The organism is Escherichia sp. WS1368, assembly GCF_046487485.1.
Classification (GTDB): Bacteria; Pseudomonadota; Gammaproteobacteria; order Enterobacterales; family Enterobacteriaceae; genus Escherichia; species Escherichia coli.
In genome coordinates this window covers 1-19,005 of sequence record NZ_JBJQJI010000005.1, presented here as the reverse complement: position 1 = coordinate 19,005, position 19,005 = coordinate 1, and the positions used below count along the sequence as shown (strand labels likewise).

The 19,005-nt window shown below is 50.7% G+C and carries 16 protein-coding genes; 8 read left to right on the top strand and 8 right to left on the bottom strand.

Going from position 1 to position 19,005, the window contains the following annotated elements:
- Positions 1-289 precede the first annotated feature (289 nt).
- From rsmG to asnC, 4 genes are all read right to left on the bottom strand, one after another.
- Positions 290-913, bottom strand: coding sequence for a 16S rRNA (guanine(527)-N(7))-methyltransferase RsmG (gene rsmG / locus ACJHYD_RS12395; RefSeq protein WP_000932839.1), 624 nt, complete (start codon positions 911-913; stop codon positions 290-292).
- A 63-nt stretch (positions 914-976) separates the two neighbouring features.
- Positions 977-2,866, bottom strand: coding sequence for a tRNA uridine-5-carboxymethylaminomethyl(34) synthesis enzyme MnmG (mnmG, locus tag ACJHYD_RS12390; protein ID WP_000499788.1), 1,890 nt, complete (start codon positions 2,864-2,866; stop codon positions 977-979).
- Positions 2,867-3,244: 378 nt separating this feature from the next.
- Positions 3,245-3,688, bottom strand: a complete 444-nt coding sequence (gene mioC, locus ACJHYD_RS12385) for an FMN-binding protein MioC (RefSeq protein ID WP_000763742.1) — start codon at positions 3,686-3,688, stop codon at positions 3,245-3,247.
- Between the two features lie 89 nt (positions 3,689-3,777).
- On the bottom strand, positions 3,778-4,236 hold the full coding sequence (gene asnC / locus ACJHYD_RS12380; protein WP_000432970.1) for a transcriptional regulator AsnC: 459 nt from the start codon (positions 4,234-4,236) through the stop codon (positions 3,778-3,780).
- Between the two features lie 151 nt (positions 4,237-4,387).
- Here asnC and asnA point away from each other — a divergent pair, with 151 nt between their 5' ends.
- Complete coding sequence (gene asnA / locus ACJHYD_RS12375; RefSeq protein WP_000845104.1) at positions 4,388-5,380, top strand: aspartate--ammonia ligase; 993 nt, start codon at positions 4,388-4,390, stop codon at positions 5,378-5,380.
- Between the two features lie 4 nt (positions 5,381-5,384).
- Here asnA and viaA read toward each other — a convergent pair whose 3' ends face one another.
- Positions 5,385-6,836, bottom strand: coding sequence for an ATPase RavA stimulator ViaA (gene viaA / locus ACJHYD_RS12370; RefSeq protein WP_000956632.1), 1,452 nt, complete (start codon positions 6,834-6,836; stop codon positions 5,385-5,387).
- Positions 6,830-8,326, bottom strand: coding sequence for an ATPase RavA (gene ravA / locus ACJHYD_RS12365; protein WP_001309864.1), 1,497 nt, complete (start codon positions 8,324-8,326; stop codon positions 6,830-6,832). Before ravA ends, viaA begins: the two co-directional genes overlap by 7 nt.
- Positions 8,327-8,548: 222 nt before the next feature.
- On the opposite strand from ravA, the gene kup reads away from it, so the two are divergent.
- The 7 genes from kup (at position 8,549) to rbsR (ending at position 16,452) form a co-directional block, all read left to right on the top strand.
- Positions 8,549-10,417, top strand: coding sequence for a low affinity potassium transporter Kup (kup, locus tag ACJHYD_RS12360; protein WP_000102319.1), 1,869 nt, complete (start codon positions 8,549-8,551; stop codon positions 10,415-10,417).
- A 166-nt stretch (positions 10,418-10,583) separates the two neighbouring features.
- Entirely contained in the window at positions 10,584-11,003 is a 420-nt protein-coding gene (rbsD, locus tag ACJHYD_RS12355) for a D-ribose pyranase (RefSeq protein ID WP_000715936.1), read from the top strand.
- A 7-nt stretch (positions 11,004-11,010) separates the two neighbouring features.
- Entirely contained in the window at positions 11,011-12,516 is a 1,506-nt protein-coding gene (gene rbsA, locus ACJHYD_RS12350) for a ribose ABC transporter ATP-binding protein RbsA (protein WP_001596340.1), read from the top strand.
- 4 nt (positions 12,517-12,520) lie between these two features.
- Positions 12,521-13,486: a ribose ABC transporter permease gene (gene rbsC / locus ACJHYD_RS12345; protein ID WP_000211858.1), complete on the top strand. Its 966-nt coding sequence runs from the start codon at positions 12,521-12,523 to the stop codon at positions 13,484-13,486.
- Between the two features lie 24 nt (positions 13,487-13,510).
- Entirely contained in the window at positions 13,511-14,401 is an 891-nt protein-coding gene (gene rbsB, locus ACJHYD_RS12340; RefSeq protein WP_001056273.1) for a ribose ABC transporter substrate-binding protein RbsB, read from the top strand.
- Positions 14,402-14,526: 125 nt separating this feature from the next.
- A complete protein-coding gene (rbsK, locus tag ACJHYD_RS12335) occupies positions 14,527-15,456 on the top strand; it encodes a ribokinase (RefSeq protein WP_001551941.1) in 930 nt (309 codons plus the stop codon).
- Positions 15,457-15,459: 3 nt separating this feature from the next.
- Positions 15,460-16,452 carry a ribose operon transcriptional repressor RbsR gene (gene rbsR, locus ACJHYD_RS12330; protein ID WP_000224470.1) on the top strand — a complete coding sequence of 331 codons (993 nt, stop codon included), beginning with the start codon at positions 15,460-15,462 and terminating at the stop codon, positions 16,450-16,452.
- Here rbsR and mdtD read toward each other — a convergent pair.
- Positions 16,418-17,845 carry a multidrug transporter subunit MdtD gene (mdtD, locus tag ACJHYD_RS12325; protein WP_001280852.1) on the bottom strand — a complete coding sequence of 476 codons (1,428 nt, stop codon included), beginning with the start codon at positions 17,843-17,845 and terminating at the stop codon, positions 16,418-16,420. The genes rbsR and mdtD overlap by 35 nt on opposite strands.
- 22 nt (positions 17,846-17,867) lie before the next feature.
- Entirely contained in the window at positions 17,868-18,560 is a 693-nt protein-coding gene (locus ACJHYD_RS12320) for a FadR/GntR family transcriptional regulator (protein WP_001131178.1), read from the bottom strand.
- Positions 18,561-19,005 lie beyond the last annotated feature (445 nt).

Below are 19,005 nucleotides of genomic sequence, written 5' to 3'. Positions count from 1 at the left end.
TTTCAGTCTAAAAACAGATACTGTTTTAATAAATGACATTTACACAACAAAAACCACCCATTGACATTTTTAATAATGTTTTAACAGCCAATGATGATTCTTAGCGCCGATTTTTAGCAGACTGATATTTTCACTTATGACTTATTTTCTGCTTACCAAAAAAAGCCACGTTACTTTGTTGATGCAAAAGAGTGAACGTGGCGTTAAATGTAACCAGTTATATCAGTAGAAAACCTGGTTGTTGTTAACAGTCTAACCGGTCAATTTTTTATGATTTTTTTGATAAAAATTAAATTTTATTTGCTTTAATCACCACCAGATGACGTTCGCCATCCAGGGCTGGAACCTGAAGTTTAACCACTGATTCGACCTGATATTCTTCGGGCAACAAAGCGATTTCATCTTCCGGCATTTGCCCTTTCAGCGCGTAGAAACGGCCTTGCTCACCAGGAAGATGGTGGCACCAGCTCACCATATCGTTCAGAGAGGCAAAAGCGCGGCTAATTACGCCATCAAATGGCGGCTCTGAAGGAAACTCTTCTACCCTGCTCTGTACTGGCTCAATATTCTCCAGTTTAAGCTCATGTTGCACCTGACGAAGGAAACGCACGCGTTTACCAAGGCTATCCAACAACGTGAAGTGGGCTTCAGGACGCACGATAGAGAGTGGAATGCCAGGCAGTCCTGGTCCGGTGCCGACATCGATAAACCGTTCACCTTGCAGATACGGTGCCACCACAATGCTATCGAGAATATGGCGTACCAGCATCTCATTAGGATCGCGGACCGAAGTCAGGTTGTACGCTTTATTCCATTTATGCAGCATATTCACATAGGCAATAAGCTGGTTTTTCTGGTGATCGGTAAGCGAAATACCTGCGTCTTTCAGCAGTAAGGAGAGTTTGTTGAGCACGGTGATTACCTGTTCTTGATGCGTTGCCCGGTAAGCGGGTGCTTACCAGGCATTTTTAATGCGTTATGCGCTACGACGCAGCATACCCTGTTTTTTCAGCCATACCAGCAGAATGGAGATGGCCGCAGGCGTGACGCCAGAAATACGCGAAGCCTGGCCGATAGAGGCCGGTTTGTGATCGTTAAGTTTGGCGATCACTTCGTTAGAAAGACCGGATACCTGGCGGTAATCCAGCGTCGCTGGTAGCAGGGTGTTCTCGTTACGCAGCTGCTTTTCGATCTCATCTTGCTGGCGCGCGATATAACCTTCGTATTTAACCTGAATCTCAACCTGTTCCGCCGCCTGTTCGTCTGTCAACGCAGGGGCAAACGGCGTCAGCGTGGTTAATTTTTCATAAGTCATTTCCGGACGACGCAGCAGATCTTCACCACTGGCTTCACGGGAAAGCGGCGCAGTCAGGTGAGCATTCACTTCGGCTGCAGCTTCCGCCGACGGGGTTACCCAGGTCGATTTCAGACGCTGACGCTCACGCTCGATATTCTCAAGTTTCTCGTTAAAGCGCGCCCAACGTTCGTCATCCACCAGGCCCAGTTCACGACCGATTTCAGTCAAACGCAGATCCGCATTATCTTCGCGCAGCATCAGACGATATTCTGCGCGCGAAGTAAACATACGATACGGTTCTTTGGTTCCTAAAGTGCACAGGTCATCAACCAGTACGCCGAGATACGCCTGAGAACGCGCCGGAGCCCAACCTTCTTTGTCAGCAGACAGACGGGCAGCGTTAAGACCAGCCAGCAAACCTTGCGCAGCGGCTTCTTCGTAACCGGTAGTGCCGTTAATCTGACCAGCAAAGAACAGCCCCTGGATAAACTTGCTCTCCAGCGTCGGTTTCAGGTCGCGTGGATCGAAGAAGTCATACTCAATGGCATACCCCGGACGTACGATCTTCGCGTTTTCCATCCCCTGCATGGAGCGGACGATTTGCATCTGCACATCGAACGGCAGGCTGGTGGAGATACCGTTCGGATAAATTTCGTTTGAGGTCAGCCCTTCCGGTTCAAGGAAGATCTGATGCTGATTTCTGTCGGCGAAGCGCATGACTTTGTCTTCGATCGACGGGCAGTAGCGTGGGCCGACACCTTCGATCACCCCTGCATACATTGGGCTACGATCGAGGTTACTGCGGATCACATCATGGGTTTTCTCGTTGGTATGGGTGATATAACACGGCACCTGCTGTGGATGCTGGGACGCATTACCCATAAACGAGAATACCGGCATTGGGTTATCGCCATGCTGTTGCGCCAGCACGCTGAAGTCGATAGTACGCGCATCAATACGCGGCGGTGTCCCGGTTTTCAGACGACCAACGCGCAGCGGCAGTTCACGTAAACGGCGAGAGAGCGGAATGGACGGCGGATCACCAGCACGACCACCGCTGTAGTTATCCAGACCGATATGAATTTTACCGTCGAGGAACGTCCCAACGGTGAGCACGACGGCTTTGGCACGGAACTTCAGTCCCATTTGGGTAACAGCACCGACCACGCGATCGTTTTCGACAATAAGATCTTCAACCGCCTGCTGGAAGATCATCAGGTTCGGTTGGTTCTCCAGCGCCGTACGTACCGCCTGCCGGTAGAGCACACGATCCGCCTGAGCACGGGTAGCGCGAACCGCTGGTCCCTTGCTTGCGTTTAGTATCCTAAACTGGATACCCGCCTGATCGATCGCTTTCGCCATCAGACCGCCGAGTGCATCCACTTCTTTTACCAGATGTCCCTTCCCAATACCGCCGATCGCCGGGTTGCAGCTCATCTGCCCCAGAGTGTCGATATTGTGTGTCAAAAGCAGAGTCTGTTGACCCATACGCGCCGCGGCCATCGCGGCCTCGGTGCCTGCATGACCCCCGCCAATGATGATGACGTCAAAAGGATCCGGATAAAACATGGTGATTGCCTCGCATAACGCGGTATGAAAATGGATTGAAGCCCGGGCCGTGGATTCTACTCAACTTTGTCGGCTTGAGAAAGACCTGGGATCCTGGGTATTAAAAAGAAGATCTATTTATTTAGAGATCTGTTCTATTGTGATCTCTTATTAGGATCGCACTACCTTGTGGATAACAAGGATCCGGCTTTTAAGATCAACAACCTGGAAAGGATCATTAACTGTGAATGATCGGTGATCCTGGACCGTATAAGCTGGGATCAGAATGAGGGGTTATACACAACTCAAAAACTGAACAACCGTTGTTCTTTGGATAACTACCGGTTGATCCAAGCTTTCTGACAGAGTTATCCACAGTAGATCGCATGATCTGTATACTTATTTGAGTAAATTAATCCACGATCCCAGCCATTCTTCTGCCGGATCTTCAGGAATGTCGTGATCAAGGATGTTGATCTTCAGAGTTTCGCCTGTCTGTTTTGCACCGGAATTTTTGAGTTCTGCCTCGAGTTTATCGATAGCCCCACAAAAGGTGTCATATTCACGACTGCCAATACCGATAGCGCCAAAGCGGACCGCAGAAAGATCGGGCTTCTGTTCCTGCAATGCTTCATAGAAAGGAGAAAGGTTGTCCGGAATATCTCCGGCACCGTGGGTTGAGCTGATAACCAGCCAGATCCCCGAGGCAGATAAATCTTCCAACAGCGGACCGTGCAGCGTTTCGGTGGTAAAACCCGCCTCTTCCAGCTTTTCAGCCAGGTGTTCTGCTACATATTCGGCACCGCCGAGGGTGCTGCCGCTGATAAGAGTGATATCTGCCATAAACCGCCACCTTTATTAAGAGTGGCGTATTGTACGCTGTGAACGCGTTGGGATCTACCTGTGGAAAAGTATGGGATTAAAAAAGCCGATCAGGGCTTGATGGTACGCATGATCGGGTTCTGCAGGACGATCAGTGTCTCGGTGGACTGAATTTCATCAATTGTTTGGATCTTGTTGATAAGTACATGCTGGAGAGCATCGATCGAACGGCACATCACTTTGATAAAGATGCTGTAGTGGCCAGTTGTGTAATAGGCTTCAGTGACTTCATCGAGGCTTTCCAGCTTTGCCAGCGCGGAAGGATAGTCTTTGGCGCTCTTTAATATAATGCCGATAAAGCAGCCTACGTCATAACCGAGCTGCTTCGGGCTGACATCAATACGCGCCCCGGTAATGATCCCCGCCTGCTTCATTTTCTCTACTCGAACGTGAATTGTCCCCGGACTGACGCCAAATTGTTTCGCCAGTTCGGCGTAAGCGGTGCGCGCATTGCCCATTAATGCTTCCAGGATGCCACGGTCCAGATTGTCGATCAGATAATTTTCCATAGGATTTTCTTATGAGGATTGATGATTCATTCTATTTTAGCCCTATTTTTTAATGAATCAAAAGTGCATGAGGCTTTTTATTGAATGATTATTGCATGTGTGTCGGTTTTTGTTGCTTAATCATAAGCAACAGGACGCAGGAGTATAAAAAATGAAAACCGCTTACATTGCCAAACAACGTCAAATTAGCTTCGTGAAATCTCACTTTTCTCGTCAACTGGAAGAACGTCTGGGGCTGATCGAAGTCCAGGCACCGATTCTTAGCCGTGTGGGGGATGGCACGCAGGATAACTTGTCGGGCTGTGAAAAAGCGGTGCAGGTAAAAGTAAAAGCTCTGCCTGATGCCCAGTTCGAAGTGGTTCATTCACTGGCGAAGTGGAAACGTCAGACCTTAGGGCAACACGACTTCAGCGCGGGCGAAGGGCTGTACACGCACATGAAAGCCCTTCGCCCCGATGAAGACCGTCTTTCTCCGTTGCACTCGGTCTATGTAGACCAGTGGGACTGGGAACGCGTAATGGGCGACGGCGAGCGTCAATTCTCGACTCTGAAAAGCACGGTAGAGGCGATCTGGGCGGGAATTAAAGCAACCGAAGCTGCGGTTAGCGAAGAGTTTGGCCTGGCACCGTTCCTGCCGGATCAGATCCACTTCGTACACAGCCAGGAGTTACTGTCTCGTTATCCGGATCTCGATGCCAAAGGGCGTGAGCGGGCGATTGCGAAAGATCTTGGCGCGGTATTCCTCGTCGGGATTGGCGGCAAGTTGAGTGATGGTCATCGTCACGACGTGCGCGCACCGGATTATGATGACTGGAGCACCCCGTCAGAGCTGGGCCATGCGGGTCTGAACGGCGATATTCTGGTATGGAACCCGGTACTGGAAGATGCGTTTGAGCTTTCTTCCATGGGGATCCGCGTGGATGCCGATACGTTGAAGCATCAGCTGGCGCTGACCGGTGACGAAGATCGCCTGGAGCTGGAGTGGCATCAGGCGCTGCTGCGCGGTGAAATGCCGCAGACCATCGGCGGCGGTATCGGGCAGTCTCGTTTGACCATGCTGCTGCTGCAACTGCCACATATCGGCCAGGTTCAGTGTGGTGTATGGCCGGCAGCTGTTCGCGAGAGCGTCCCTTCTCTGCTGTAATAATTTATCGCCGCCAGCGTCTGAGCAGGCGGCTTCGCATCCCGGTATCAAAGCGCCAGATATGATCGAAAATGCGCATGATGCCGGGTTTGCCATGTGCCGACATCGCCACGGCATGAAAGCGATGCTGATGTACCCGCTGTAGCTCTTTCACTTTACTCGTCACGTCGTCAGGCAACCGCTGGGCGATAAAATCAGAAATCACCACCGCATCGGCATCAAACCATTCCCGGCTTTGCAAGCGTTCCATAATGGCGCGAAAACAACTGGCCAGATCGGTGCCGCCACGAAACTGCTGGCTTAAAAAACGGATTGCTTGTTCGATGCCTTGTGGGCCTGAAAGCTCATAACGGACGATCTCGGTGGAAAATAACATAATATAGCAGCGCCGGTTTTCAGCGAGAGCAATGCGCATCAAGGCCAGGCAGAACGCTTTCGCACACTGTTCATTAAAGCCGCCCATTGAGCCGGAAGTATCCACACAGACAATAAACGGTCCGCGCGGCTGTTCGTCGTAATCTTTATGTACCACCGGACGTTCGATCACTTTTTCTCGCCACGACTCACCGTGCAGGCGATAGGTGAGCAACTGTTTTTCCACCAGCCGACGGTAAAACTCATACTCCAGTTCTGTTATCCCTAGTGTCGCCAGTTCTGGCGGCAGGAGACGTAAAATATCATCGCTTTGTTGCAGACCATCAACCTGCTCAGGAACCGTCGCCGGTTCGCGCACCAGGGTGCGGAAGGTTTCCATCTGCGCATCGTTGCGCGGTATTGATTTGGCTTCCCGGGAACGCCCCAGCTGTTCTGCCAGGCGTTTCAGTTCCGGCTGTTCGTTAAGAAATTCACCGTATTTCACAATCAACTGATAGTCGCCACGTTTAAGCTGACCGGCGCTCATATCCCACAGACGACCAGCTGCGGTATTGTTATCTGCGAGAATCGGTTCAAGTTGTCCGCTCAGCGTCATGCGTTCCTGAACTTCACTCAACAGTTGTTCGCGTTCTTCTTCTAATAGCTGTTGATTTAACGTCGTTGCTTGCACGATCAGACTTAAACGCCAACGCTGGAGAAAAAGCGTGTGTAACGCTGAAGTGATCGTGCTGTTAGCATCAACCAACTGTCGGGCTTGTTCTGCCCATGGGGAATTCAGACGATGCAGTAAGTCCAGGATCTGTGGTAGCTGCACAATAAACTGCGGCGTGGAGAGGAGCTGGCTTTGCTGATAGCACATCACCTCTTCGGTGAGTTCCGGCGGGACTCGGGCATCTTTCAGCCGACTGCGCAGCGCCTCACGCCAGCGGGGAACATCATCAGTGATTGCCGCCTTCAGTCGTGGGAATTTTTCAAAGAAGACTGCCAGCTGCGGTGAGGCCAGCAGCGCGATGATCATCTCTTCGATCAATCCCTCTTCGCTGACGGCCAGCATCACATTAAGCGTATCCAGCGTTAGCATTGTTGTGCCTGGCGAATCTGTGCGCCGACATCCTGTAGGCTGGCTTCAATGCGACCTAACCAGTCGCCAGGGATAAACAGACATTTTTGCTGTTCGCTGAATAAAGCGTGTTGCTTGCGCCAGTCGCTTTCAAGCTCTTCCAGTTGTTGTTTTATTTCACCTGGCAGACCTTCAGCCGATGAACCGGGAAGTGCCAGCGTACTGCCTTGTAAACTTACATCGCGTACAACAAGATGTTGGGCGCTATCCACTTCCAGATTCAGTTTCTGGGCAAAGCCGATACCGTTCAGTTTGCCGCGAATCTCACCACCTTTACTCAGCCACTGTTCCAGCGCGCTACGCTCAAAGGAGATATGAACCACTTCCATATCATGCAATTTTAACGGTTTTTGCAGCAGCAGAGTCAGAGTGGAAGCAGTAACGTTAACAGGAAGTTGATACTGCTGACGACGGCTGAAAATGCCGCCCAGACGAATTACCGTTAAGGCTGTTTTATCGCTTTGTTGCTGCTGGAGTTGCAGGTGACGTTGCACAATCGCGCCAAGGCGGGTCAACATCCCTTGCTGTTGCCAGGCATGACCGGTCATCAATACATCAATTTGTTGTTGTATCAAATTCAGGCTTTGCGCGTCATACCACAGGCAATCTTTCAGCAAAATGAGATCAACCGGGGCAACAGCACTGCGACCGCTAAAAAAGGCGCTGGCCTGCAATAATCGAATCGCTTTTTTCCAGCGACGATCCGAGACATAAGGCGCATCCGGTAATTTATCCAGTTGCTGGCGCAGCATAAAAATCAGCTCAAATACATGATCGGGCAGCGTAATTTCACCAATCTCTTTCTGCCAGCGTTCATATTCTTCATCTGTGACCTGCAAGGAGGCAGGAACCGGATTGTCGTTTTCATCCTGTTGACTGGTCAGCATGGAGCGGAAATTCGCTTTATCCTGCACTTTATCTAACCACAGACGAATCAGCATGCGGTCATATAACGCTTCCAGACTGCTGTCTGCTTCCGGCAGCTCGTTGGAGGCCGCCACCAGCAGGCGCATCGGGATTTTTTCTACGTGTGCACCGTTACGGAACTGGCGCTCGTTAATGGCGGTGAGCAGGGTATTAAGAATTGCCGGGCCCGCTTTCCAGATCTCATCCAGAAAGACGATTTCTGCTTCCGGCAGGTAACCGCTGGTTAAACGTTCATAGCGCCCTTCATCTTTTAGCGCCTGAATAGAAAGGGGACCAAAAACTTCTTCCGGCGTGGAGAAGCGGGTCATCAGATATTCAAACGCGCGGGCATTCTGAAAGGCGAATTTTAAGCGCCGGGCGATCAAACTTTTGGCAATACCTGGCGGGCCAAGGAGGAACACACTTTCACCACTTAATGCCGCTAATAAACACAAGCGGATGGCGTGGCTACGTTCATAAAGCCCCTTTTCCAACGAACTGCTCAGGCGGGAAATTCTTTCCGCTAATAAATGAGGGTGAGCCATAATGAAGTGGCGTCCTTTCGTCAAAAGTTCTGCGTAAATTGCGAGTATAGACGTTTCTTGCTGGTGGCTAAAATAGTCTCAAAGGGGGGGTATTTTTCTTTGAGCCAGGTTAATGTGGCCGCATTTAGGAGTACGATTTTGCCGTTAATCGTGCATACTGTGCGCTTTTTTGTGGGCCAAGGGACTAAGCACACATTTCATATTTCAACGAAAGACTAGTCTATGAGCACTGATAATAAGCAATCATTGCCCGCGATTACCCTCGCGGCGATTGGAGTTGTCTACGGCGATATTGGTACCAGCCCGTTATATACACTTCGTGAATGTTTGTCCGGCCAGTTTGGTTTTGGCGTTGAACGCGATGCCGTGTTTGGCTTTTTATCGCTGATCTTCTGGCTGCTAATCTTTGTGGTTTCCATTAAATATCTCACCTTCGTGATGCGGGCAGATAACGCCGGTGAAGGGGGGATCCTGACGTTGATGTCGCTTGCCGGGCGCAATACGTCGGCGCGAACCACATCAATGCTGGTGATTATGGGGCTAATCGGCGGCAGCTTTTTCTATGGTGAAGTCGTCATAACACCCGCTATTTCGGTGATGTCAGCCATTGAAGGTCTGGAAATCGTCGCCCCGCAGCTGGATACCTGGATAGTTCCTCTCTCAATTATCGTTCTCACTTTATTATTTATGATTCAAAAGCATGGCACGGCTATGGTCGGTAAGCTGTTTGCGCCGATCATGCTGACCTGGTTTTTGATTCTGGCTGGGCTGGGGTTACGTAGCATTATTGCTAACCCGGAAGTGCTGCATGCGCTGAATCCGATGTGGGCGGTGCATTTCTTCCTTGAATACAAAACGGTTTCTTTTATTGCATTAGGGGCAGTGGTGCTGTCGATTACGGGGGTCGAGGCGCTGTATGCTGATATGGGGCACTTTGGTAAGTTCCCGATTCGTCTGGCGTGGTTCACCGTCGTATTGCCTTCCTTAACTCTTAATTACTTCGGTCAGGGAGCGCTGTTGTTAAAGAACCCGGAAGCAATTAAGAACCCGTTCTTCCTGTTGGCACCGGACTGGGCGCTGATCCCGCTGCTGATCATCGCCGCACTGGCGACGGTAATCGCCTCGCAGGCTGTTATCTCTGGCGTCTTCTCATTGACGCGTCAGGCGGTACGTCTGGGATATTTGTCGCCGATGCGCATTATTCACACCTCCGAAATGGAGTCAGGGCAAATCTATATTCCGTTTGTGAACTGGATGCTCTATGTCGCGGTCGTGATTGTGATTGTCAGCTTTGAGCACTCCAGCAACCTGGCGGCGGCGTACGGGATTGCGGTGACCGGAACCATGGTGCTGACGTCTATTCTCTCGACTACCGTGGCACGTCAGAACTGGCACTGGAATAAGTATTTTGTTGCGCTGATCCTGATTGCTTTCCTTTGTGTCGATATTCCATTGTTCACCGCTAACCTCGATAAACTGCTCTCCGGCGGCTGGTTGCCATTGAGCCTCGGTACAGTGATGTTTATCGTGATGACCACCTGGAAGAGCGAGCGTTTCCGCTTGCTGCGGCGGATGCATGAACATGGCAACTCTCTGGAGGCGATGATTGCTTCGCTGGAGAAATCACCGCCCGTTCGCGTGCCCGGGACCGCGGTGTATATGTCACGTGCAATCAACGTCATTCCCTTTGCGCTGATGCATAACCTGAAACATAACAAGGTATTGCATGAGCGGGTGATTCTGTTAACTCTGCGCACCGAAGACGCGCCATATGTCCATAACGTCCGTCGGGTACAGATTGAACAACTGTCGCCCACTTTCTGGCGCGTGGTGGCAAGTTATGGTTGGCGAGAAACGCCAAACGTGGAAGAAGTATTCCACCGCTGCGGTCTGGAAGGATTAAGTTGCCGGATGATGGAAACCTCCTTCTTTATGTCGCATGAGTCGTTGATCCTCGGCAAACGCCCGTGGTATTTGCGTCTGCGCGGTAAGCTGTACTTGCTGTTGCAACGTAATGCGCTGCGTGCGCCGGATCAATTTGAAATCCCGCCAAACAGGGTTATCGAACTGGGTACTCAGGTCGAAATCTAACGCCAGACGCCTCCTTTCTCCATAAGGGGGCGTTTTTGTTTTCATGGTTAATCACCATGTAAAACGTTTCGAGGTTGATCACATTTCCGTAACGTCACGATGGTTTTCCCAACTCAGTCAGGATTAAACTGCGGGTCAGCGAAACGTTTCGCTGATGGAGAAAAAAATGAAAAAAGGCACCGTTCTTAATTCTGATATTTCATCGGTGATCTCCCGACTGGGACATACCGATACGCTGGTGGTGTGTGATGCAGGTTTACCCATCCCCAAAAGTACAACGCGTATCGATATGGCATTAACCCAGGGTGTACCTTCTTTTATGCAGGTGCTGGGCGTCGTCACAAATGAAATGCAGGTCGAGGCAGCCATTATCGCGGAAGAGATCAAACAACATAATCCGCAACTCCACGAAACGTTGCTCACTCACCTTGAGCAGCTGCAAAAACACCAGGGAAATACCATTGAAATTCGTTACACCACGCATGAACAATTCAAACAACAAACCGCAGAAAGTCAGGCGGTAATTCGCAGCGGAGAATGTTCTCCGTATGCGAATATCATTCTCTGTGCTGGCGTGACGTTCTGAGGCCGTCATGGAAGCATTACTTCAGCTTAAAGGCATCGATAAAGCCTTCCCGGGCGTAAAAGCCCTCTCGGGTGCAGCGTTAAATGTCTATCCTGGCCGCGTGATGGCGCTGGTGGGCGAAAACGGTGCGGGTAAATCCACCATGATGAAAGTGCTTACGGGTATCTATACTCGCGATGCCGGTACGCTTTTATGGCTGGGGAAAGAAACGACGTTTACCGGGCCGAAATCTTCCCAGGAAGCCGGGATTGGGATTATCCATCAGGAACTGAACCTGATCCCGCAGTTGACCATTGCCGAAAACATTTTCCTCGGTCGTGAGTTTGTTAATCGCTTTGGCAAAATTGACTGGAAAACCATGTATGCCGAAGCGGATAAATTGCTGGCTAAACTTAACCTGCGCTTTAAAAGCGACAAGTTAGTGGGCGATCTTTCCATCGGTGACCAGCAAATGGTTGAAATAGCCAAAGTGCTGAGCTTTGAGTCGAAAGTCATCATTATGGATGAACCGACCGATGCGCTGACCGATACCGAAACCGAATCCTTGTTCCGCGTCATCCGCGAGCTGAAATCGCAAGGCCGCGGTATTGTCTATATTTCCCACCGCATGAAAGAAATCTTCGAGATTTGCGATGACGTTACCGTTTTTCGTGATGGGCAATTTATTGCTGAGCGTGAAGTAGCATCACTGACCGAAGATTCGCTGATTGAGATGATGGTGGGCCGCAAGCTGGAAGATCAATATCCACACCTGGACAAAGCGCCAGGAGATATTCGCCTGAAAGTCGATAATCTCTGCGGACCTGGCGTTAACGATGTCTCTTTTACTTTACGCAAAGGCGAAATTCTTGGCGTCTCTGGTTTGATGGGCGCTGGGCGTACCGAACTGATGAAAGTGCTCTACGGCGCACTGCCGCGCACCAGCGGTTACGTCACCCTGGATGGGCATGAAGTCGTTACCCGTTCACCGCAGGATGGCCTGGCAAACGGCATTGTGTATATCTCTGAAGACCGTAAACGCGACGGTTTGGTGCTGGGCATGTCAGTAAAAGAGAACATGTCGCTGACAGCGCTGCGCTACTTCAGCCGCGCTGGCGGCAGTTTGAAGCATGCCGATGAACAGCAGGCAGTAAGTGATTTCATTCGTCTGTTTAATGTGAAAACGCCGTCGATGGAACAGGCAATTGGTCTGCTTTCCGGTGGCAATCAGCAAAAAGTGGCGATTGCCCGCGGTCTGATGACACGCCCCAAAGTGTTGATCCTCGATGAGCCTACCCGTGGCGTAGATGTCGGCGCGAAAAAAGAGATCTATCAACTGATTAACCAGTTCAAAGCCGATGGCTTGAGCATCATTCTGGTGTCATCGGAGATGCCAGAAGTATTAGGCATGAGCGATCGCATCATCGTCATGCATGAAGGGCATCTCAGCGGGGAATTTGCTCGTGAGCAGGCCACCCAGGAAGTGTTAATGGCTGCCGCTGTGGGCAAGCTTAATCGCGTGAATCAGGAGTAAAAAAATGACAACCCAGACTGTCTCTGGTCGCCGTTATTTCACGAAAGCGTGGCTGATGGAGCAGAAATCGCTTATCGCTCTGCTGGTGCTGATCGCGATTGTCTCGACGTTAAGCCCGAACTTTTTCACCATCAATAACTTATTCAATATTCTCCAGCAAACCTCGGTGAACGCCATTATGGCAGTCGGGATGACGCTGGTGATCCTGACGTCGGGCATCGACTTGTCGGTAGGTTCTCTATTGGCGCTGACCGGCGCAGTTGCTGCATCTATCGTTGGCATTGAAGTCAATGCGCTGGTGGCTGTCGCTGCCGCTCTCGCGTTAGGTGCCGCAATTGGTGCGGTAACCGGGGTGATTGTAGCGAAAGGTCGCGTCCAGGCGTTTATCGCTACGCTGGTTATGATGCTTTTACTGCGCGGCGTGACCATGGTTTATACCAACGGTAGCCCAGTGAATACCGGCTTTACTGAGAACGCCGATCTGTTTGGCTGGTTTGGGATCGGTCGTCCGCTGGGCGTACCGACGCCAGTCTGGATCATGGGGATTGTGTTCCTCGCGGCCTGGTACATGCTGCATCACACGCGTCTGGGGCGTTACATCTACGCGCTGGGCGGCAACGAAGCGGCAACGCGCCTTTCTGGTATCAACGTCAATAAAATCAAAATCATCGTCTATTCTCTTTGTGGTCTGCTGGCATCGCTGGCCGGGATCATTGAAGTGGCGCGTCTCTCCTCCGCACAACCTACGGCGGGGACTGGCTATGAGCTGGATGCTATTGCTGCGGTGGTTCTGGGCGGTACGAGTCTGGCGGGCGGAAAAGGTCGCATTGTTGGGACGTTGATCGGCGCATTAATTCTTGGCTTCCTTAATAATGGATTGAATTTGTTAGGTGTTTCCTCCTATTACCAGATGATCGTCAAAGCGGTGGTGATTTTGCTGGCGGTGCTGGTAGACAACAAAAAGCAGTAATAACGACTACAGGACATCTTGAGTATGAACATGAAAAAACTGGCTACCCTGGTTTCCGCTGTTGCGCTAAGCGCCACCGTCAGTGCGAATGCGATGGCAAAAGACACCATCGCGCTGGTGGTCTCCACGCTTAACAACCCGTTCTTTGTATCGCTGAAAGATGGCGCGCAGAAAGAGGCGGATAAACTTGGCTATAACCTGGTGGTGCTGGACTCCCAGAACAACCCGGCGAAAGAGCTGGCGAACGTGCAGGACTTAACCGTTCGCGGCACAAAAATTCTGCTGATTAACCCGACCGACTCCGACGCAGTGGGTAATGCTGTGAAGATGGCTAACCAGGCGAACATCCCGGTTATCACTCTTGACCGCCAGGCAACGAAAGGTGAAGTGGTGAGCCACATTGCTTCTGATAACGTACTGGGCGGCAAAATCGCCGGTGATTACATCGCGAAGAAAGCGGGTGAAGGTGCCAAAGTTATCGAGCTGCAAGGCATTGCCGGTACATCCGCAGCCCGTGAACGTGGCGAAGGCTTCCAGCAGGCTGTTGCTGCTCACAAGTTTAATGTTCTTGCCAGCCAGCCAGCAGATTTTGATCGCACTAAAGGTTTGAACGTAATGCAGAACCTGTTGACCGCACATCCGGATGTTCAGGCTGTATTCGCGCAGAATGATGAAATGGCGCTGGGCGCGCTGCGCGCACTGCAAACTGCCGGTAAATCGGATGTGATGGTCGTCGGATTTGACGGTACACCGGATGGCGAAAAAGCGGTGAATGATGGCAAACTAGCAGCGACTATCGCTCAGCTACCCGATCAGATTGGCGCGAAAGGCGTTGAAACCGCAGATAAAGTGCTGAAAGGCGAGAAAGTTCAGGCTAAGTATCCGGTTGATCTGAAACTGGTTGTTAAGCAGTAGTTTTAATCAGGTTGTATGACCTGATGGTGACATAAATACGTCATCGACAGATGAACGTGTAATATAAAGAAAAGCAGGGCACGCGCCACCCTAACACGGTGGCGCATTTTATGGACATCCCGAATATGCAAAACGCAGGCAGCCTCGTTGTTCTTGGCAGCATTAATGCTGACCACATTCTGAATCTTCAATCTTTTCCTACTCCAGGCGAAACCGTAACCGGTAACCACTATCAGGTTGCATTTGGCGGCAAAGGCGCGAATCAGGCTGTGGCTGCTGGGCGTAGCGGTGCGAATATCGCGTTTATTGCCTGCACTGGCGATGACAGCATTGGTGAGAGCGTTCGCCAGCAGCTCGCCACTGATAACATCGATATTTCTCCGGTCAGCGTGATCAAAGGCGAATCAACAGGTGTGGCGCTGATTTTTGTTAATGGCGAAGGTGAGAATGTCATCGGTATTCATGCCGGCGCTAATGCTGCCCTTTCCCCGGCGCTGGTGGAAGCGCAACGTGAGCGTATTGCCAACGCGTCAGCATTATTAATGCAGCTGGAATCACCACTCGAAAGTGTGATGGCAGCGGCGAAAATCGCCCATCAAAATAAGACTATCGTTGCGCTTAACCCGGCTCCGGCTCGCGAACTTCCTGACGAACTGCTGGCGCTGGTGGACATTATTACGCCAAACGAAACGGAAGCAGAAAAGCTCACCGGTATTCGTGTTGAAAATGATGAAGATGCAGCGAAGGCGGCGCAGGTACTGCATGAAAAAGGTATCCGTACTGTACTGATTACTTTAGGAAGTCGTGGTGTATGGGTTAGCGTGAATGGTGAAGGTCAGCGCGTTCCTGGATTCCGGGTGCAGGCTGTCGATACCATTGCTGCCGGAGATACCTTTAACGGCGCGTTAATCACGGCGTTGCTGGAAGAAAAACCATTGCCAGAGGCGATTCGGTTTGCCCATGCCGCCGCTGCGATTGCCGTAACACGTAAAGGCGCACAACCTTCCGTACCGTGGCGTGAAGAGATCGACGCATTTTTAGACAGGCAGAGGTGACGCTTGGCTACAATGAAAGATGTTGCCCGCCTGGCGGGCGTTTCTACCTCAACAGTTTCTCACGTTATCAATAAAGATCGCTTCGTCAGTGAAGCGATTACCGCCAAAGTTGAAGCGGCGATTAAAGAACTCAATTACGCGCCATCAGCCCTGGCGCGTAGCCTCAAACTCAATCAAACACATACCATTGGCATGTTGATCACTGCCAGTACCAATCCTTTCTATTCAGAACTGGTGCGTGGCGTTGAACGCAGCTGCTTCGAACGCGGTTATAGTCTCGTCCTTTGCAATACCGAAGGCGATGAACAGCGGATGAATCGCAATCTGGAAACGCTGATGCAAAAACGCGTTGATGGCTTGCTGTTACTGTGCACCGAAACGCATCAACCTTCGCGTGAAATCATGCAACGTTATCCGACAGTGCCTACTGTGATGATGGACTGGGCTCCGTTCGATGGCGACAGCGATCTTATTCAGGATAACTCGTTGCTGGGCGGAGACTTAGCAACGCAATATCTGATCGATAAAGGTCATACCCGTATCGCCTGTATTACCGGCCCGCTGGATAAAACTCCGGCGCGCCTGAGGTTGGAAGGTTATCGGGCGGCGATGAAACGTGCGGGTCTCAACATTCCTGATGGCTATGAAGTCACTGGTGATTTTGAATTTAACGGCGGGTTTGACGCTATGCGCCAACTGTTATCACACCCGCTGCGTCCTCAGGCCGTCTTTACCGGAAATGACGCTATGGCTGTTGGCGTTTACCAGGCGCTGTATCAGGCAGAGTTACAGGTTCCGCAGGATATCGCGGTGATTGGCTATGACGATATCGAACTGGCAAGCTTTATGACGCCACCATTAACCACTATCCACCAACCGAAAGATGAACTGGGGGAGCTGGCGATTGATGTACTCATCCATCGGATAACCCAACCGACCCTTCAGCAACAACGATTACAACTTACTCCGATTCTGATGGAACGCGGTTCGGCTTAGATTTACGCTGTCTTTTGATCAAATTATTACCATCGGTTGTTTTCAGAAGCATGAACATTGCTGCTGAAGCAACAGTAATAATGCCCATTGTGATAAACGTATAGTGGAATTGTTCGACAGTCGTTGTACCTTCCATCCCTTCATAAACGCGAAGGACGGCCGCACTTACAGCAACGCCTAAACTGATAGACAGTTGCTGCGTGACCGCCAGAACACTGTTACCGCTGCTGGCGTTGTCATCGGTCAGATCGGCAAGTGTGATGGTATTCATTGCGGTAAATTGCGTCGACATAGCCATCCCTAATATAAACAACGGCAAGATCAGCATCCATATCGCCATTGCTGGTGATTGCAAAGAGAACTGAGCGATCATTAGCCCAATAATCACCGTGATCCCCACTAACGTATGGCGATAGCCCAGACGACGTAAGACTTGGGTAACCATCGATTTTGCAATAATGGAACCTAACGCTGTCGGTGCCATCATACAGCCGGCAATAAACGCCTGATAACCAAATCCTACCTGTAACATCAATGGCATAAGGAACGGTACACAGCCGGTCCCCAGACGGGTTGCAATATTGCCTACGATACCGATCGAGAAAGTGCGGGTTTTAAATAAATCTAATGAAATTAATGGGTTTGGCGTGCGTCGTGCATGGAGAATATAGAGAAGCAGTAACCCGATGCTGGTGACAATTACCGTCAAGGCAATCCAACTGGCGACAATCTTTTCCCCGAATAGCTCTATTCCGCTTGAGAAGAGAACAAGGCTAAGGCCAAACAGCAAAAAGCCAGTGATATCGAATCTGCGTCGTGCGGTGGTGAAATTGGGCATATGTTTGCGCGCGTAAAGAAGGCCCGCAATACCTATGGGGATATTGATTAAAAATATCCAGTGCCAGGTTGCCCAGGTGACCAGCACGCCGCCAAGAACGGGGCCTAAAATTGGCCCCACCAGACCCGGCATGGCGACAAAATTCAATACAGGAAGAAGCTCATTACGAGGATAAGCGCGCAGTAAGGCCAGCCGAGCAACAGGCATCATCATTGCGCCGCCTATCCCCTGAATAACCCGGAAGACAACCAGCTGTGGTAGCGAGTTAGAAAGTGCGCAGGCCAGAGAACCCAACGTGAACAGACTCACGGCAAGGGTAAATATGCGACGCGTACCGAAGCGATCGGCTAGCCATCCGCTTACCGGAATAAGCATCGCCACCGTCAGCGTATAACTGATGATGGCTGATTGCATCGCGAGAGGAGAACGATTAAGGCTATGAGCGATTGCGGGTAAGGCGGTATTCAGAATAGTGGCATCAAGTGCCTGCATGAAGAAGGCCATCGCCGCGATCCACGGCAAACCCGCCATACTGCGCTTCTTTTTATCGCTCATTCAATGTCCTGTTATCGGGTTGTCACTTATCAGGTGAGCGTAGCAGCGCCTGACAAGCTTTAAATGCCGCGTCGCCATCGCTTTGGACAATCGCATCGACAATCGCCTGGTGCAGATCCAGCTTTATCACTGTGTCGCTGGTAATTGACGTGAAGTAAGTGTGATAAACCGAATGGAATAGCGAGGCGAATGAGGTCAAAAACGGATTGGCGCTCATTTCATAGATATGCTCATGCCAAGCCATATCGACCTCAATCCAGCGTTCACGGCGAAAGTTCTCTTTTAATGCCACCATTTCGGCCATTAACGTATTGAGATGCGCCTTCTGTTCCGCGGTGCCAACCGTTGCAGCCAGTAGGCAAGCTTGCGGCTCCAGACAGATACGCATAACCAGAAAGTGATCGATGACCTGATGAAAGTTCTCTTCTGTCATCCACCAGGTAAGCAATTCCTGATCAAGAAAATTCCAGTTTGATTGTGGCATGACCCGGGTACCAATTCGCGGTCGCGGTAAAACCATCCCTTTTGCCGTTAACGTTTTGACCGCTTCGCGTACCGCTGTACGACTCACTCCAAATTGCTCGCCCAGCTCAATCTCACCAGGCAAAATGGTGCCGGGTTCATATTCACCTTTTAAGATGCGTTGCGCCAGCTTCTCAGCCAGAACATACGAAAGGTTTTTCTGTGCAGCTAACTGTTGTGCGCTTAAAGGCATTACTAATCTTCCTTTTTCTTTTTATTCCTCCTTAGTATGCCACCAGGAAGTGTGATTACGGTTGCAAAAACGGCAAATTGCTTGTTTTATGGCACATTAACGGGGCTTTTGCTGAAAAAATGCGCGGTCAGAAAATTATTTTAAATTTCCTCTTGTCAGGCCGGAATAACTCCCTATAATGCGCCACCACTGACACGGAACAACGGCAAACACGCCGCCGGGTCAGCGGGGTTCTCCTGAGAATCTCAACAGAGAAAGCAAAAATAAATGCTTGACTCTGTAGCGGGAAAGTGTATTATGCACACCCCGCGCCGCTGAGAAAAAGCGAAGCGGCACTGCTCTTTAACAATTTATCAGACAATCTGTGTGGGCACTCGAAGATACGGATTCTTAACGTCGCAAGACGAAAAATGAATACCAAGTCTCAAGAGTGAACACGTAATTC

Excerpts from the sequence above, each read along its gene's own strand:
- mdtD (WP_001280852.1), bottom strand. The coding sequence starts at position 17,845 with ATGAGCGATAAAAAGAAGCGCAGTATGGCGGGTTTGCCGTGGATCGCG.
- asnA (WP_000845104.1), top strand. The coding sequence starts at position 4,388 with ATGAAAACCGCTTACATTGCCAAACAACGTCAAATTAGCTTCGTGAAA.
- rbsC (WP_000211858.1), top strand. The coding sequence starts at position 12,521 with ATGACAACCCAGACTGTCTCTGGTCGCCGTTATTTCACGAAAGCGTGG.
- ravA (WP_001309864.1), bottom strand. The coding sequence starts at position 8,326 with ATGGCTCACCCTCATTTATTAGCGGAAAGAATTTCCCGCCTGAGCAGT.
- rbsB (WP_001056273.1), top strand. The coding sequence starts at position 13,511 with ATGAACATGAAAAAACTGGCTACCCTGGTTTCCGCTGTTGCGCTAAGC.
- rbsK (WP_001551941.1), top strand. The coding sequence starts at position 14,527 with ATGCAAAACGCAGGCAGCCTCGTTGTTCTTGGCAGCATTAATGCTGAC.
- kup (WP_000102319.1), top strand. The coding sequence starts at position 8,549 with ATGAGCACTGATAATAAGCAATCATTGCCCGCGATTACCCTCGCGGCG.
- ACJHYD_RS12320 (WP_001131178.1), bottom strand. The coding sequence starts at position 18,560 with ATGCCTTTAAGCGCACAACAGTTAGCTGCACAGAAAAACCTTTCGTAT.
- mioC (WP_000763742.1), bottom strand. The coding sequence starts at position 3,688 with ATGGCAGATATCACTCTTATCAGCGGCAGCACCCTCGGCGGTGCCGAA.
- asnC (WP_000432970.1), bottom strand. The coding sequence starts at position 4,236 with ATGGAAAATTATCTGATCGACAATCTGGACCGTGGCATCCTGGAAGCA.
- rbsA (WP_001596340.1), top strand. The coding sequence starts at position 11,011 with ATGGAAGCATTACTTCAGCTTAAAGGCATCGATAAAGCCTTCCCGGGC.
- rbsD (WP_000715936.1), top strand. The coding sequence starts at position 10,584 with ATGAAAAAAGGCACCGTTCTTAATTCTGATATTTCATCGGTGATCTCC.
- viaA (WP_000956632.1), bottom strand. The coding sequence starts at position 6,836 with ATGCTAACGCTGGATACGCTTAATGTGATGCTGGCCGTCAGCGAAGAG.
- mnmG (WP_000499788.1), bottom strand. The coding sequence starts at position 2,866 with ATGTTTTATCCGGATCCTTTTGACGTCATCATCATTGGCGGGGGTCAT.